14 protein-coding genes are annotated in these 15,165 nt (G+C 74.5%); 6 read left to right on the forward strand and 8 right to left on the reverse strand.

Annotated features, from left to right (window positions below):
• Window positions 1–35 precede the first annotated feature (35 nt).
• Genes ABD774_RS11630 through ABD774_RS11650 form a run of 5 tightly spaced genes read left to right on the forward strand, consistent with a single transcriptional unit; the run spans window position 36 to window position 5,412 of the window.
• A complete protein-coding gene (locus ABD774_RS11630) occupies window positions 36–1,175 on the forward strand; it encodes an NAD(P)/FAD-dependent oxidoreductase (RefSeq protein WP_345041244.1) in 1,140 nt (379 codons plus the stop codon).
• A complete protein-coding gene (locus ABD774_RS11635; protein WP_345041247.1) occupies window positions 1,172–1,429 on the forward strand; it encodes a 2Fe-2S iron-sulfur cluster-binding protein in 258 nt (85 codons plus the stop codon). Before ABD774_RS11630 ends, ABD774_RS11635 begins: the two co-directional genes overlap by 4 nt.
• Entirely contained in the window at window positions 1,422–2,906 is a 1,485-nt protein-coding gene (locus ABD774_RS11640; RefSeq protein ID WP_345041249.1) for an FAD/NAD(P)-dependent oxidoreductase, read from the forward strand. The genes ABD774_RS11635 and ABD774_RS11640 overlap by 8 nt, the downstream gene beginning before the upstream one ends.
• Window positions 2,903–4,372 (forward strand): aldehyde dehydrogenase (NADP(+)), encoded by a 1,470-nt coding sequence (locus ABD774_RS11645; RefSeq protein ID WP_345041251.1) that lies wholly within the window; start codon window positions 2,903–2,905, stop codon window positions 4,370–4,372. Before ABD774_RS11640 ends, ABD774_RS11645 begins: the two co-directional genes overlap by 4 nt.
• Window positions 4,372–5,412 (forward strand): proline racemase family protein, encoded by a 1,041-nt coding sequence (locus tag ABD774_RS11650; RefSeq protein ID WP_486327302.1) that lies wholly within the window; start codon window positions 4,372–4,374, stop codon window positions 5,410–5,412. The genes ABD774_RS11645 and ABD774_RS11650 overlap by 1 nt, the downstream gene beginning before the upstream one ends.
• A gap of 127 nt (window positions 5,413–5,539) precedes the next feature.
• Here ABD774_RS11650 and ABD774_RS11655 read toward each other — a convergent pair whose 3' ends face one another.
• Window positions 5,540–6,802 carry a vWA domain-containing protein gene (locus ABD774_RS11655; protein WP_345041256.1) on the reverse strand — a complete coding sequence of 421 codons (1,263 nt, stop codon included), beginning with the start codon at window positions 6,800–6,802 and terminating at the stop codon, window positions 5,540–5,542.
• 88 nt (window positions 6,803–6,890) lie between these two features.
• Here ABD774_RS11655 and ABD774_RS11660 point away from each other — a divergent pair, with 88 nt between their 5' ends.
• Window positions 6,891–7,541 carry a helix-turn-helix domain-containing protein gene (locus ABD774_RS11660; RefSeq protein ID WP_345041259.1) on the forward strand — a complete coding sequence of 217 codons (651 nt, stop codon included), beginning with the start codon at window positions 6,891–6,893 and terminating at the stop codon, window positions 7,539–7,541.
• Window positions 7,542–7,558: 17 nt separating this feature from the next.
• Here the strand turns inward: ABD774_RS11660 and ABD774_RS11665 are convergent, their stop codons facing one another.
• From ABD774_RS11665 to ABD774_RS11695, 7 genes are all read right to left on the reverse strand, one after another.
• Complete coding sequence (locus ABD774_RS11665) at window positions 7,559–7,966, reverse strand: RidA family protein (protein ID WP_345041261.1); 408 nt, start codon at window positions 7,964–7,966, stop codon at window positions 7,559–7,561.
• A 29-nt stretch (window positions 7,967–7,995) separates the two neighbouring features.
• Window positions 7,996–8,316 carry a toxin-antitoxin system YwqK family antitoxin gene (locus ABD774_RS11670; protein WP_486327304.1) on the reverse strand — a complete coding sequence of 107 codons (321 nt, stop codon included), beginning with the start codon at window positions 8,314–8,316 and terminating at the stop codon, window positions 7,996–7,998.
• A 131-nt stretch (window positions 8,317–8,447) separates the two neighbouring features.
• The gene (locus tag ABD774_RS11675; protein ID WP_345041413.1) at window positions 8,448–8,822 is read right to left on the reverse strand and encodes a VOC family protein; all 375 of its coding nucleotides are present in this window, start codon (window positions 8,820–8,822) and stop codon (window positions 8,448–8,450) included.
• 19 nt (window positions 8,823–8,841) lie between these two features.
• Complete coding sequence (locus ABD774_RS11680) at window positions 8,842–9,123, reverse strand: ArsR/SmtB family transcription factor (RefSeq protein ID WP_345041266.1); 282 nt, start codon at window positions 9,121–9,123, stop codon at window positions 8,842–8,844.
• A gap of 169 nt (window positions 9,124–9,292) precedes the next feature.
• Complete coding sequence (locus tag ABD774_RS11685) at window positions 9,293–11,080, reverse strand: serine hydrolase domain-containing protein (RefSeq protein ID WP_345041268.1); 1,788 nt, start codon at window positions 11,078–11,080, stop codon at window positions 9,293–9,295.
• A gap of 213 nt (window positions 11,081–11,293) precedes the next feature.
• The gene (locus tag ABD774_RS11690) at window positions 11,294–12,661 is read right to left on the reverse strand and encodes an exo-beta-N-acetylmuramidase NamZ family protein (protein ID WP_345041270.1); all 1,368 of its coding nucleotides are present in this window, start codon (window positions 12,659–12,661) and stop codon (window positions 11,294–11,296) included.
• Window positions 12,662–12,898: 237 nt separating this feature from the next.
• Window positions 12,899–14,863, reverse strand: coding sequence for a glycoside hydrolase family 3 protein (locus tag ABD774_RS11695; protein WP_345041272.1), 1,965 nt, complete (start codon window positions 14,861–14,863; stop codon window positions 12,899–12,901).
• Window positions 14,864–15,165: the final 302 nt, after the last annotated feature.

The raw sequence follows: 15,165 nt of genomic DNA on the forward strand, positions 1-15,165 counted from the left end.
CGACGGCGGAGCCTGCCTCGCGCGGGGCGTTCACGGTGACCCGGCACCCCGACCTCCTCGTGGTGGGCGCCGGAATCGTGGGCGCCGCGACGGCGTACCTCGCCGCCCGCGCCGGGCTGGCCGTCACCGTGGTCGACCGCGGGATCCCCGGCGGCGGGACGTCCTCCCACGGCGAGGGCAACATCCTCGTCTCCGACAAGGAGCTCGGCCCCGAGCTCGACCTCGCCCTGTACTCCAACGAGGTCTGGCGCACCGAGCTCCTCGACTCCGGGCACCTGTGGGAGCTCGAGCCCAAGGGCGGCGTCGTGGTGGCCTCGACCGAGGAGAGCCTGCAGGCGCTGCTCCGGCTGGCCGAGCACCAGCGCTCCGCCGGCATCGCGGCCGAGCCGGTCGACGCCGCCGGCCTGGCGGACCTCGAGCCGCACCTGGCCCCGGGTCTTGCGGGCGGCGTGCTCTACCCGCAGGACGCCCAGCTGATGCCCATGCTCGCCGTCGCCCACCTGCTCCGCCTGGCCCGCGAGCTCGGAGCCCGGGTGCTTCCCCGCACGCCGGTCACCGGGTTCCTGCGCGACGGCGAGCGCGTCACCGGCGTGCGCACCGCCGCCGGGGACCTGCCCGCGGGCGCCGTCCTCAACGCGGCCGGCCCCTGGGCGGCGGACGTCGCCGCCCTCGCCGGGGTCTCGCTGCCGGTGGCGCCGCGCCGCGGGTTTGTCCTGGTCACCGAGCCCCTGCCGCCGACGATCCGGCACAAGGTCTACGCCGCGGAGTACGTCAGCGACGTCGCCAGCTCGGACTCGGCGCTGCAGTCCTCCCCCGTCGTCGAGGGGACGCCGGGCGGCACGGTGCTCATCGGGGCCACCCGCGAGCGCGTCGGCTTCGACCGCACCGTCTCCGTCACGGCGCTCGCCCGGATGGCCGCCGCCGCCGTGCGGCTCTTCCCGATGCTGGCCGGCGTGCAGGCGATGCGGCACTACCACGGCTTCCGCCCCTACTGCCCGGACCACCTGCCCGTCATCGGCCCGGACCCGCGCGCCCCGGGCCTCTGGCACGCCAGCGGCCACGAGGGCGCCGGCATCGGGCTGTCCGCCGGGACGGGCGCGCTGCTGGTCCAGGCCCTCACCGGCCGGGAGACCGCCCTGCCGCTGGCCCCGTTCGCCCCGGAGAGGTTCGGATGAGCACGCTTCCCGCCACCTTCGACGGCGCCCCCCTGGCCGGCGATCCCGGCCAGTCGGTGGCCGCCGCCCTCGTCGCCGCCGGCGTCACGTCCTGGCGCACCACCCGCCGGGGCGGTCGCCCGCGCGGGATCTTCTGCGGCATCGGGGTCTGCCACGACTGCCTCCTCACCGTCGACGGCGTCCCCAACCAGCGCGCGTGCCTCGTCCCGCTCGCGCCCGGGATGGTCCTGGAGACGGGGGACGGCCGTGGCTGAGCGCGCGGCACCGGGCGGACCGGCCCGGTCTGGCGACGGCCGCTCCGCCGTCGTCCACGACGTCGCCGTGGTCGGCGCCGGGCCCGCCGGGCTCGCCGCCGCCGTCACCGCCGCGGAGGCCGGCAGCCGGGTGCTGCTGATCGACGCCGCGGGCCAGACCGGCGGGCAGTACTGGCGCCACCGCGACGAGGCCACGCACGCGGACGACCCGCACGGTCACCACGACTGGAAGGTCTTCACCGACCTGCGCGCCCGCCTGCGTGACACCGTCGCCGCCGGGCGGGTCGAGCACCGGCCGTGGACGTCGGTGTGGCTGCTCGAGCGGGCGGGCGAGGGCTTCCGGCTACGCACCACGCCGACTGTGGGCGGCGCCGGCACCCCGTCCAGCCACCTCGCCCGGCGACTGGTGCTGTGCCCCGGCGCCTACGACCGCCAGCTCCCCGTGCCCGGATGGGACCTGCCGGGCGTGCTCGCCGCGGGCGGCGCCCAGGCCCTCCTGAAGGGCCACGGCGTGCTCGCCGGGCGCCGCGTCGTCGTCGCCGGGACGGGCCCGTTCCTGCTGCCGGTCGCCACCGGGCTGGCCGACGCCGGTGCCCGGGTCGTCGCGCTGTGCGAGGCGGCCTCCCCCTCGCGCTGGGCCCGTCACCTCCCCGCCGCCGCCCGCCAGGGCGCCAAGCTGGTCCAGGCCGGCGAGTACGCCGCACGCCTGGCCCGCCGCCGCGTGCGGCTGCGCACGCGGACGGTCGTGACCGAGATCCTCGGCGAGGACCGCGTCACCGCCGTCCGGCTCGGCCGCGTGGACGCCCGCGGCGAGGTCAGCGGCGAGGGACCGGTGGTCGCGGCGGACGCCGTCGCCCTGGGCTGGGGCTTTACCCCGCAGCTCGAGCTGCCCCTGATGCTCGGGACCGAGACCGCGCTCGGCGCCGACGGCAGCCTCGTGGTGCGCGTGGACCCCGACCAGCGCTCGTCCGTGCCGGGGGTGTTCGTCGCCGGCGAGGCCACCGGGGTGGGCGGCGCGGGGCTGGCCGTCGCCGAGGGCCTGGTCGCCGGCGCCGCGGCGGCGGGCGGTCGGCCGGCCGCCCGCCACCGCCGGCAGGTGCTCGCCCAGCGCGCCTTCGCCCGGGCGATGCACGACGTCTACCCGGTGCCCGCCGCCTGGACCGGGTGGGTCACCGCGCGCACGCTGGTGTGCCGCTGCGAGGAGGTCACCGCCGGCGACCTGCGGCGCGCGTGCCACGACCTGGCGGCCGAGGACCCGCGCGAGGCGCGCTCCACCACCCGCGCCGGCATGGGCCGGTGCCAGGGGCGCGTGTGCGGCTACGCCACGGCGGGCGTCCTGGCCGGGCTGACCGGCCGCGCCGTCACGGAAGAAGACCTGCTGGCCACCGGCCGGCGCCCCCTGGCCGCCCCCGTCTCGCTCGGCACCCTCGCCGCGCTCGACGGCGCGGCCGACGACGAGGAGGTACCCACCGCATGAGCACCGAGACCGCACCCGCCGACACCACCGAGACCGAGGTGGACGAGCTCGCCCGCGCAGCGGCGGCGGCTGCGCCGGCCTGGGCGGCGATCGCCCCGGCCGACCGGGCCGCGGCGCTGACCGCTGTCGCCGACGCGCTCGACGCCGCCCGGGACGAGCTCGTTCCCCTCGCCCAGCAGGAGACCCACCTGCCGGAGGGCCGCCTGACCGGCGAGCTGAAACGGACCACCTTCCAGCTGCGCCTGTTCGCCGAGGTCGTCACCGAGGGCGCGTACCTCGACGCCCGCATCGACCACGCCGACCCGGAGTGGCCCATGGGCGCCGCACGCCCCGACCTGCGCCGCGTCAACGAGCCGCTCGGCCCGGTGCTGGTGTTCGCCGCGTCGAACTTCCCGTTCGCGTTCTCGGTGGCCGGCGGCGACACCGCCTCGGCGCTGGCGGCCGGCTGTCCCGTGCTGCTCAAGGCGCACCCCGGCCATCCCGCGCTCTCGCACCGCACGGGCGAGTTCGTCGTCGAGGCCCTGCGCGCCGCCGGCGCCCCGGACGGCACCTTCGCGGTGCTCTTCGGCGTCGAGGCCGGCACCGCCGCGCTGCGTCACCCGGCGGTCAGGGCCGCGGCGTTCACCGGGTCGCAGCACGCCGGGCGGGCGCTCTTCGACATCGCCGCCGCCCGCCCCGAGCCAATCCCCTTCTACGGCGAGCTCGGCAGCGTCAACCCCACCTTCGTCACCCCCGCCGCCGCGGGCGAGCGGGCCGACGAGATCGCCGCCGGCTTCATCGCCTCCTTCACCCTCGGCGTGGGGCAGTTCTGCACCAAGCCGGGCATCCTGTTCGTCCCGCGCACCTCCGGCCTCGCCGAGCGGCTCGCCGCGGCCGACCTTCCGGCCGGGGGCCCGATGCTCAACGAGCGGCTGCACGCCGGCTACGTCGACCGCCTCGGCGAGCTGCGGGCCCACCCCGCGGTGCGGGTGCTGGCCGAGGGCGACGACCCGCTCGGGGACCGTCCCGGACCGACCGTCCTGGCGACGTCGGCCGAGGACTTCCGCGCGGCGACGGCGGAGCTGGCCGGGGAGTGCTTCGGCCCCACCGCGCTCGTGGTCGAGTACGACGATGCCGACGAGCTCCCCGGTCTCGCGACCGCGCTCGAGGGCCAGCTGACCGCCACGATCCAGGGGAGCGAGGGCGACGACGTCGCCGACCTCGTCGCCGCGCTCGCCGGCCGGGCCGGCCGGGTGCTGTGGAACGGGTGGCCCACCGGCGTCTCGGTCACCCACGCCCAGCAGCACGGCGGCCCCTACCCCGCCACCACCGCCCCGGCCACCACCTCGGTGGGCACCGCCGCGATCACCCGCTTCCTGCGTCCGGTGGCGTACCAGGACATGCCGGAGCAGTTCCTCCCGCAGGCGCTCCGCGAGGGCAACCCGCTCGGGATCCCGCGCCGTGTGGACGGGGTGCTCGAGCACTGATGGCCACCGCAGAACGTGGGGAGCACGGCGTGAGCACCGTCTCGACCATCGACTACCACACGGCCGGCGAGCCGTTCCGCATCGTCACCGACGGGCTGCCCGAGATTCCCGGCGAGACCGTGCCGGACCGCCGCGAGTTCGCGCTGTCCAGCCCGGAGATCGACCACTACCGCCAGCTCCTCGTCCAGGAGCCGCGCGGGCACGCCGACATGTACGGCGGTTTCATCGTGCCGCCCGACGACCCCGGCGCCGACTTCGGCGTGCTGTTCTGGCACAAGGACGGCTACTCCACCGCGTGCGGGCACGGCACCATCGCTCTCGGGGTGTGGGCGGTCGAGCACCGGGTGGTCCTGGCCGAGCCGGACGGCGAGACCGACGTCGTCATCGACGTGCCGTCGGGGCGGGTCCGCGCCACGGTGACGTGCCGCGCGGGCGCCGTCATCGGGGCGACCTTCGTCAACGTCCCGTCCTGGGCGATCGCCCGGGCGCTGCCGGTCGAGACACCGTTCGGCACCGTCGAGGCCGACGTGAGCTACGGCGGCGCCATCTACGCCTCCGTGCCGGCGTCGGCGTTCGGGCTCGAGGTCACGCCGGAGCACTACACCGCGCTGATCGCCGCGGGACGGGCCGTGAAGTGGGCGCTGAACGACTCCCCCGCCGCGCAGCACCCCGACGACCCGCGCTTGTCCGGCATCTACGGGACCATCCTCTACGACGACCTCGGGCGCACCGCCGAGGGCCCGCACCAGCGCAACGTCACCGTCTTCGCCGACGGCGAGGTGGACCGGTCGCCGTGCGGTTCGGGGACCAGCGCACGCCTGCCGCTGCTCGTCGAGGACGGCCTGCTCGGCGACGGCGAGACGCTCACCCACGACTCGATCGTCGGCACGCGGTTCACGGCCCGGGTCCGCGAGCGGGTCGTCGTCGCCGGGCGCTCCGCCGTCGTCCCCGAGGTCACCGGCCGGGCCTCCATGACCGGGGAGCACCGGTTCGTGCTGCGGGAGGACGACGAGGTGGGGACCGGCTTCACCCTGCGCTGACCGGTGACCCTGACGATCAGCACGCAGATCCGCTGACCTCCGCAACCTGTGCACTTCCCTTGCCGGACCGGAAGGGAAGTGCACAGGTTCCACCGTGGTTGGCTTCGGCCGTCACGGCACCGAGCCGTCAGGACCTGCGGCGACCACGGGTGCGGGACTTCAGCGACGCGTCAGCCGACGTCAGCTTGGCGGCCCGGGCGTGGGCGCCGTTCTCGACGTCGCCGATCATCCCGGCGAGCACCGCCGACTCCTCCCCCAGGTCGGCCCGCAGCGACGCCGGCGCGAACGCCATCGCCGCGGCGACCGTCCCGCCCGCGCTGCGCAGGTGCCGCAGCGCGCCGGCCACGTCGCCGTCACTGAGCAGGGTCGAGGCCTCGCGCTTGGCGCGCTGCGCCTCCAGGTAGGCGAGCTCGGTGCGGACCACGGGGTCCGGGACCCGGCCGGCGGCCTGGTCGCCCGGCACGACGTTGACGTGCACGGGCACCGTGACCGTGTGCTCCTCCAGGCTCGGCAGCTCGATCCAGCTCAGGGTCAGCTCCGCCACCTGGAGCAGCCCGAGCGAGGGCAGGCGGGGGACGTCGAAGGTCAGCACGAGCTTGCGGGTCTCGCCCGCGTACAGCCCGCCGATCTCCACCTGCACGCCCTGCTCGACGAGGTTGGCCGGCAGGTCGTTGAGCACGCGGAGCCCGCGCACCTGCGGGGACATGGCGACCAGCAGCGTGGCGGCCTGCGCGGCCTGGCTGAGCAGGCCGTCGACCTCGGCGGCGATCGCGTGGGCGGCGGCGTCGGGGTCCTCGGCGAAGCTCTCGTTGCCGCCGCCGGAGCGGGCGACGGCGGAGAGGAGCCGCTCGTCGTAGCCGAGGCCGTAGCCCAGGCTCGAGGTGGTCACGCCCTGGGTGCGCGCCTTGGCCGCGACGGCGCCGAGAACGTCGGGACGGGTCTCGCCGTGGTTGGCGTGGCCGTCGCTGACGAGCACCAGCGTGGCTCCGGCGGCGGTGGCGGCCCGGCGCGCCTCCTTCAGCCCGCGCAGGTAGCCGGCCGCGAGGTCCGTGGACCCGCCGGCGTCGACGGCGGCGATCGCCCGCCTGACCGCCGACCTGTCGGTGAGCGGTCCGGCCGGGACGACGACGCGGGCCTCGTCGTCGAAGGCCACCAGCCCGAAGCGGTCGCGGGGGTCGAGCCGGTCGACGAGCTCGAGCAGGGCACGCTTGGCGCCCTCGAGCGGCGCGCCGTGCATGGAGCCGCTGCGGTCGAGGACAACCTCGAGGGTGGCCTCCGCCCGCCCGGCGTCGACGGCCGGGGCGGGCGCGGCGATCTCGAGCAGCATGGAGAGGGTGGAGTCCGTCTCGACGGCGACGACGTCGACGTCGAGGTGGGTGGTGAGGTGCATGAGGAACTCCTTCGTGCCCTGGCCGGATCGGGTCCGGCCGACCTATGATGCTGTCAGCATAGATCCGCTGCATAGGAGTGTCAATGCCATGGGCATAGGTCGAGATTCTGCGAGCGAGAAGGATCGGTACGCCGGACTGGCCCGGCTGCTGCGGGACCGGCGCACCGAGCTCGGCCTCTCGCGCCGCGACGTCGTGGCGCGCACCCAGCTCTCCTACCCCTACGTCTCCCAGCTGGAGGGGGGCTATCGCGCGCCGTCGCTGAGCTCCGCCCGCAAGCTGGCCGACGCCCTGCACCTCCAGGTCGAGGACATCGTGCGGGCCGCGGGCGGCGACCTGCCCGAGTCGCGCACCCGGCCTCCCGCGGCCGCGCGGCTGGCATCGGGGACGCAGTTCCGCAACCCGGCCTATTCCGCGGGCATTATGCAGACCGGGGTGCACGCGCTGGCCGCCACGGTGGGCAGCGCGCGCGGTGACGCGTTCCCCGCCGCGGCGGCGGGCGCTTCCTACGACGTCGCCGCTGGCGCCCCGGCCGCCCTGGCTGGAGGGACTTCGGCGGACGAGGCGCGGACACCGAGCGGCCGCAGCGCCCCGGGCGATCTGGAGGCCGTCGCCGAGGACGTCGGCCGGCTGCTGCGCCGCCTGCCGGCCGAGAGCCGGCTCGACGCCCTGGCGCTCGCCCAGTCACGGCTGATGGCCGAGATGGTGCAGGAGCAGGTGCGCCGGGCCACCGAGAGCTGAGGCTGCGACCTGGCCGGCTACGCGCCGCGAGGCATGAGGGCGGCGATCGCGCTCACCTCGATGAGCGCACCGGGAACGCCCAGTCCCGCGACCCTTGCGGCTGTCACAAGAGGTGGCGCGCCGTCACGGGCGAGCCGCGGCGCGACGGCGCCGTACGCGGAGGCGAGATCGGCGTTCGCGTCGATCATCACCGACCAGGCGATGACGTCCGCGAGCGACGCTCCGGCCGCCTCCAGGGCGATGCTCGCGTTGTCGATCGCCTTGAGCGCCTGCTCCGCGACCTCGCTCGAGACGACCGAGCCGGTCTCGTCGACGCCGTTCTGGCCGCCCACGTAGATCGTGGTGGCACCCGGCGGGACGATCGCCACGTGGCTGAACGCAGGGCTGGCAACGAGGCCGGGCGGCTGGATCAGGGTGATGTCCATGCCCGCCATCCTGGACCCGGCAGAACCTCCTAGCCGCCGGACGGACGGTGGTTCGTCGTCCTCCTGACGCTCCCGTCGGGGTTGTACACAGTCCACTCCCCGACCTTCCGGCCGTTGTCGAACTCGCCGCTGTCGATCAGCGCGCCCTGCGGGTTCCAGCGCTCCCACCGCCCGTGCTTCTCGCCCCGGGAGAACCCGCCGCGCTGCATCAGCGCCCCGGACGCGCGGTACCAGACCCATGGGCCGTCGAGCGCGCCGGCCGCGTAGCCGCCCTCGGACCGCAGACGCCCGTCAGCCGCGAGGTGCCGCCAGGCCCCGTGCCGCTCGCCGTCGACGTACTCGCCGACCATGACACCACCGTGCGGGTCCGGCTCCGTCCAGTCCCCGACCTTGCGGCCCTGGCCGTCCACGGCGTTCGGACTCTCCGGCGGGCCGGCGGTGTGCCCGGGCGCCGCACCGCCCGAACCGTTCTCCGCGGTGCTCACGCGGGGCTCGACAGCATGATGAGGTTGCCGCAGGTGTCGTCGAGCACAGCGGTCAGCAGCTCCGGCCCCATCGCGGTCGGCTCCTGGGTGAAGGTCACCCCCTTGGCCGTCAGCTCCCGGTAGGTCGCGTTCAGGTCGTCGACGGCGAACGAGGCGGCCGGGATCCCGTCCTCCTTCAGGGCGCTCTTGTACGCCTTGGCCGCCGGGTGGTCGTCGGGCTCGAGGAGGAGCTCGACGCCGTCGGGCTCGTCGGCACCGACGACCGTGAGCCAGCGGAAGGCGCCGGCGGGCACGTCCGTCTTGGCGACGAAGCCGAGCTTGTCGGTGTAGAACTCGAGCGCCTTCTGCTGATCGTCGACGAAGACGCTCATCACGTGGATCCTGGGCACGTCACTCTCCTGGTGGGTCGAGGGGCCAGCGCTCGATGATCGCGCGCAGCGGCTCCGTGTCGAGGTGGTGGACCTTGGTGCGGCCGTCGCGGTGCGAGCGCACCAGCCCGGCCTGTTCGAGCACCGCAAGGTGCTGGGAGATCGCCTGCCGCGTCGAGGTGCTGCCGTGCCGCATGGCGAGGCGCCCGCAGATCTCGAAGAGCGTCTGCCCGTCGCGGAGCAGCAGCTCGTCGAGGATCAGCCGCCGCGTGGGGTCCGCGAGCGCCCGGTAGACGTCTTCCATGGAGCTGAACAATAGGTAAGTCGCGACTTGCCTGTCAACACCCGGCCGACGGCACGAGCGATCACGAGGACGGCGAACGCGCACCCACCCCGGCCGGAACGAGAACGGCCGGCCCGGGCGATGCCGCCCGGGCCGGCCGTGGGAGTCACCGGCCGTGCGAGTCAGCCGGTCAGTCCACCAGCGACCACCCGTCGGCGACCATGCGCCCCCGGTCGGCCGGGCGCCGGTCGTCGAAGACCGGCCCGTCCGGGGAGTCGACCCGCACCCGGTCGAGGTAGACCCCCTGGCCGCCGTAGAGCGCGTCGGTGACATAGCTCAGGCGCACGGTCACCTCCCCCGCCAGGCCGTCGAGCGCGAACGTGGCGTCCCACCAGCGGTGCTCGCCGAACCCGGAGACGACGCCGTCGCTCACCCGCTCCTCCGCCCCGGCCACGAGGGTGCCGGGCAGGCGCTGCCACGTGGCGCCGCCGTCGTCGGAGGCCTCGACGAAAAGCCGGTCGCTCTCCTCGGTGTGGAACCACAGGTCGAGCGCCAGCTCCGCCCCGCCGTCAGGCACGACGACGTCCACGGCCAGGGTGCTGGCGAGCCGGTCCCCGGTGCCGGAGTGCCACGCCTCCCCCTGGGTGAACCGGTGGTCGGCGGCGGCGAGCCCCGCGGCGCGGGCGACGGCGCGGCGCTGCGGGTTGACGTTGCTCCAGTCGCGGCTCGGGTGGACGCGGTTGGTCATGAGGATCGCGATCGTCTCCGTCCACGGGTCGATGACCAGCGAGGTGCCGGTGTAGCCGGTGTGGCCCGCGCTGCCGGGGCTGGTGAGCGCGTCGTGGTAGAACCACGCCTCGAGCTCCGGCCCGAGGCCGCGGTGGTTGGAGCTGATGTCCCCGGTGCGGTCCTGCATCATCGCCTCGACGGTGGCCGGATCCAGCACCCGGGCCTGCCCGTAGCGTCCGCCGTTGAGGAGCATCTGGGCGAAGACGGCGAGATCGTCGGCGGTGGAGAAGACCCCCGCGTGGCCGGCCACGCCGTCGAGCGACCAGGCGTTCTCGTCGTGCACCGATCCGTGCACCAGGCCGCGGCCCGTCCAGGGCTGGTACTCGGTGGCCGCGATCCGCGGCAGCAGCTCGGCGGGCGGGTTGTACATGGTGTCGGTCATGCCGAGCGGGCCGGTGATCTGCGCGCCCACGTACTCGTCCAGCGGCTGGCCGGACACCGTCTCGACGACCTTGCCGAGGGTGATGAGTCCGATGTCGCTGTAGACGTAGCGGGTCCCGGGCTCGGAGGTGGGCTTCACGGCGTAGACGGCGGCGAGACGCGACTCGACGTCCGGGTAGGCGCTGTACAGCGGCAGCCAGGCGGGCAGCCCGCCGGTGTGCGTGAGCAGCTGCTCGATCGTCACGTCGGCCTTGCCGTTCGCACCGAAGGCGGGGATGTGGTCGGCGACCGGGTCGTCGAGCGCGACCTGCCCGGACTCGACGAGCTGCATGACCGCGACGGCGGTGAAGAGCTTCGAGATCGAGGCGAGGTCGAACATGGTGTCGGTGCCCATCTCGACCTGCTCCGACGCCGGCAGCTCCGTGTCCGGGTCGGCCCAGCGCAGCGAGTGGCCGACGGCCGTGCGCTCGGCGACGACCCCCTTGGAGGCCACCAGCGCCACGGCGCCGGGATAGGCCGGGTTCGGCTCGACCGTCAGGCCGGCGGCGAGCGCGGGGGCGATCGCGGCGAGCGCCTCCGCGTCGAGCCCCGCCTGGCTCGCGCTGCCGTCCTTGAGGGTATGCGGCGGGGAGGTGGTGCGGTCCCACGGGTCGGCGGTGGCGACGGCGGGGCCGGCCGCCCGCGCGGCGGCGGGGGCCTGGGTGGTGGTCGTGGTGGCGGCCGGGGTGGCGGTCGCTGCTCCGGCGGGGACGACGGCGGCCCCGAGGAGGGCGGCCCCGAGGGCGGCGGCGGTCAGGGTCTGTTTCATGAGGTCTCCAGGCAGGGAGGACCGGGCCGGCGGTCCCTCGAGGGACCACGGGCCTGGTCGAAGCTCGGGCGGGTGCGGCCGCACCGCCGTCGGTCAGGGGCGACGGCGGTGCGGCCGGGACGGCGGGCGGGCCGGACGGCGGGACCCGACGACGGGGTCGGACCTCCGGCGTCGTGAGCCGAGCCGCGTCGAACTACGGCGTCGGGAGCCGCGTCAGCCGTTCGCGCCCTCGCCGGGCTTGCCGGCGTGGTCGGGCCGGCCCGGTCCGCCGTCGTAGAGGCGGTACTGCTCGGCCAGCTCGTCGAAGGCGGCGAGCTCCTCGGCCCAGCCGGCGACGATCTCGTCCGGGTCGACGCCCGCGTCGAGCTGGGCGCGCACGTCCTTGGAGCCGGAGAGCTGGTCGATCCAGCACAGCTGCTCGGCCGTGCGGCAGTTCGCGCCCTCCCGCCAGTCGACCTCGTCGATGTGCTCGAAGAGCGCGTCGAGCACGTGCAGGCCGGTGGGCACCGGCTCGTAGGCAGCCTCGTCGAGGATGTGGATCTGGACGCCGCCGGAGAAGCGCCCGGAGTGCTTGCTGGCGCTCGGGGTCGCGGACATCGGCCGGAACGTCACGCCCTCGAGGCCGCGGGCGTTGAGGTCCTGGGCGAGCGCGTAGGACTCGGTCTCGTCGATGAACGGCGCCCCGAACCACAGGAACGGAGTCGTGGTGCCGCGCCCCTCGGAGACGTTGATCGACTCGATCAGCCCGGTGCCCGGGTAGACGATCGCGGTCTCGCGGGTGGGGATGTTCGGGGAGGGCAGCACCCAGGGCAGATCCCAGTCGCTGACGATCCCGGCGGGGTCGTAGCCCTCCATCTCGACCACCTGCAGGTCCGCCGGCGTCTCGAGGAACTCGGAGTTGAAGAGCAGGGCGAGCTCACCCACGGTCAGGCCGTGCTGCAGCGGGATCTCGCGCAGACCCACGAAGGAGCTGATCTCCGGGTAGTCGAGGACGGGTCCGTCCATCCGGTCGCCGAGCGGGTTGGGCCGGTCGAGGACCACAAAGGTCTTGCCGTGCTCGGCGGCGGCCTCCATCGCGTAGTACATCGTCCAGATGTAGGTGTAGAAGCGGGCGCCGATGTCCTGGATGTCGAAGAGGAGGACGTCGACGTTCTTGAGCATCTCGGCGCTCGGCTTCCGCGTCGGCCCGTAGAGGGAGTACACCGGCAGGCCGGTGCGCTCGTCGGTGTAGCTCTCGACGTAGGCGCCGGCGGGGACGCCGCCGCGCACGCCGTGCTCGGGGCCGTACAGCGCCGTGAGGTCGTACCCGCCCTCCTCCTCACCCGCGATGAGCGCGTCGATCGTGTGGGTGAGGTCGCTGGTGACACCGGTGGGGTTGGTGATGAGGCCGACGCGCTTGCCCTCCAGCATCTCGATCTGGTCCTCGAGCAGGACCTCGACGCCGAGCTCCAGCTCGACCTCGAGGCCGGGCGGGGTGTCCGGCCGGCCGCCCGGGTCCGTGGTCGCCAGGGCGCCGCCGACGCCGACGACCCCGGAGACGGCGAGCGCCAGGGCCGCCGTGCGGGAAGTTCTGCGTGTCATGACCGCTCTCTCCTTCGGTGGTCCGCCCGCGTGCGCGGGCGGGTGGTGGCCGCCGCGCGTGGGCGCGACGGCGTCGTCCGGGGTGGCGGGGAGGGAGCCGCCGGGTGGGTGCGGGCGGCGCGAGGCCGCCGGGTGGGTGCCGGCGGCGCGAGGCCGCCGGATCTTCGCGGCCGGAGCCGCCCGGTGTGACGCGGTGCCCGGCCGGCCGAGGTGCTGCGGCCGGCCGGGCGTCGCGGGTCAGCCCTTGGGGCCGCTGGCGTGCTGGTTGCCCTCGGCGGGCCCGGCGTTCTCCGGCGGACCGGCGTTCTCGGGGGCGCCGGAGCCGTCCTTCGGCCCTGCGTTCTCGGGCGGGCCGGCGTGCTGCGGCGCGCCCGCGTAGGACAGGCCGAACCCGAGCGGGAGGAGGATGCCCTCGCCGTCGGCGGTGGGGATGTCGACCGGCAGGCGTCCGGCGGGGTTGATGTCCCCGAGCAGCACCCGGACCACGCCCTGGAAGTTCACCAGGTTCCAGCCGTAGCTGTTGACCACGGCGTCAGCGTCGGGGAAGACGCTGATGTCGTACGGGTTGCGCGTGGCGATGACGATCACGGGCACGCCGGTGGCGGCCAGCTCCTTGACCATCTGCTGCTGCGCGGTGTTCGCGGTGGCGTTGTAGGAGGTGAAGACGACGGCGTCCACGTCGCCCTGGGAGGCCCGGGCGACGGCGCGCGCCCGGTAGGTCGCCGACGGCGAGGTGCCGTTCTCGTAGTCCGCGATGACGTCCACGCCGCGCTCGGCGAGCATCGGCCCGACGCGCTCGGGCCAGCCGGCGCCGGACCCGACGACCAGGACGGTCTCGTCGCCGTCCAGCGGGAGCGTGCGCTCCTCGTTGCGCAGGAGCGTGGCGGAGCGATCGGCGATCGTGGCGGCGGTGGCGAGGTGGTCGGTGTTGCCGAGGACGTCGCCGACGGCGTCGACGTCGGTGAACGGGTCCTCGAGGATGCCGCGTTCGGCCTTCCAGGTGAGGATCCGGTGCACCGACTCCTCGAGCCGCTCCTCGGTCAGGGTGCCGTCGGCCACGGCCTGGCGGACGCCGTCGAACGAGGCGTCGACGTCCGGGGAGTTGAGCAGGATGTCCGAGCCGGCCTGGATCGTCATGACGGCGATCTCCTCCTGGCTCCAGTTCGCCGCCATGGCCGCCATGTCCAGCGCGTCGGTGGTGACCAGCCCGTCGAAGCCCATCTCCTCGCGCAGCAGCCCGGTCAGGACGGCGGGCGAGAGGGTGCCGGGCAGGGTCGGGTCGATCGCCTCGACGATGATGTGCGCGGTCATGACCATGTCGACGCCGGCGTCGATCGCGGCCTGGAAGGGCTGCAGGTGCTTGTCGAGGGTGGCGCGGTCGTAGGTGACCACGGGCAGCCCGTAGTGCGAGTCGACGTTGGTGTCGCCGTGACCGGGGAAGTGCTTGGCCGTGGCCGCCACGTGCTCCTGCATGCCCTGGATCTGGGCGACGCCGAGCTCGCTGACGGTGTCGGGGTCCTCGCCCATGGAGCGGATGCCGATGACCGGGTTGTCCGGGTTGGAGTTGAGGTCCAGCACCGGGGCGAAGTCGACGTTGACGCCGATGGCGCGCATCTCCTCGCCGAGGATCTGGCCCTGCTTGTAGGCGAGGTCGGCGTCGAACGTGGCGCCGAGCGCCATGTTGCCGGGCAGCACGGTGGCGGGCGGCCCGACGCGGGCGACGATCCCGCCCTCCTGGTCGATGGTGACGGCGAGCGGGACGCCCGGTCCGTCGTCGCCGAGGGCGGCCTCCTGCAGGCCGTTGGACAGCACTGCGGTCTGGCTCGCCTTGGCGGTGTTGCCCGACCAGGCGAAGTAGAGCACGCCGCCGAGGTCGTACTTCTCCACCACCTGGGCGGGCGTGTCGACGCCGTAGCGCGCCTGGTTCTGCGCCTTCATCGAGGTGTCGTGGGCCGAGGAGCCGTAGACGTGCGTCCAGGTCATCTGGCCGATGAGCTCGTCGAGCGTCATGTCCTCGACCATCGCGTCGATCTCTGCGGCGGTGGGCGTCGCGGCGGGCGCCGTCGCGGCGGGGACGGCGGCCGGCGCCACGGGCGCCGTCGCGGCGGCGGAGTGGGCGGGTGCCGTGGCGGCGAGGAGCATCCCTCCGGCCGCCAGGACGGTCAGCCCGGTGCGGGCCGACGTGGAACGGGTCAGAGTCACGGTGTCCCCTTGCTGTGTGCCGCCCGGGGACGCGCGGAAAACCGTCCCCCGGCAGTTCCTTGCACCCGGGCGACCTCGCCCGGACACGTCTTGACCGGAACCGTAGGACCGCCCCACCCCTACGTCAAGACCTTCCAGATATTCGCGGAACCGTGCAAAGCCTTTTCATAGGGCGCGCCCGGAAGCCCCGCACACCGCTGACCCGTGGTGTGATCCACGTCACATCCAATGGGGGAACTGTCGGGACGAAGGACCCGCGATCTGGACATATGGGATCGGGATGCTTGATGCAACAAAGACGT

The organism is Georgenia daeguensis, from assembly GCF_039537705.1.
In the GTDB taxonomy this organism is placed as follows: domain Bacteria; phylum Actinomycetota; class Actinomycetes; order Actinomycetales; family Actinomycetaceae; genus Georgenia; species Georgenia daeguensis.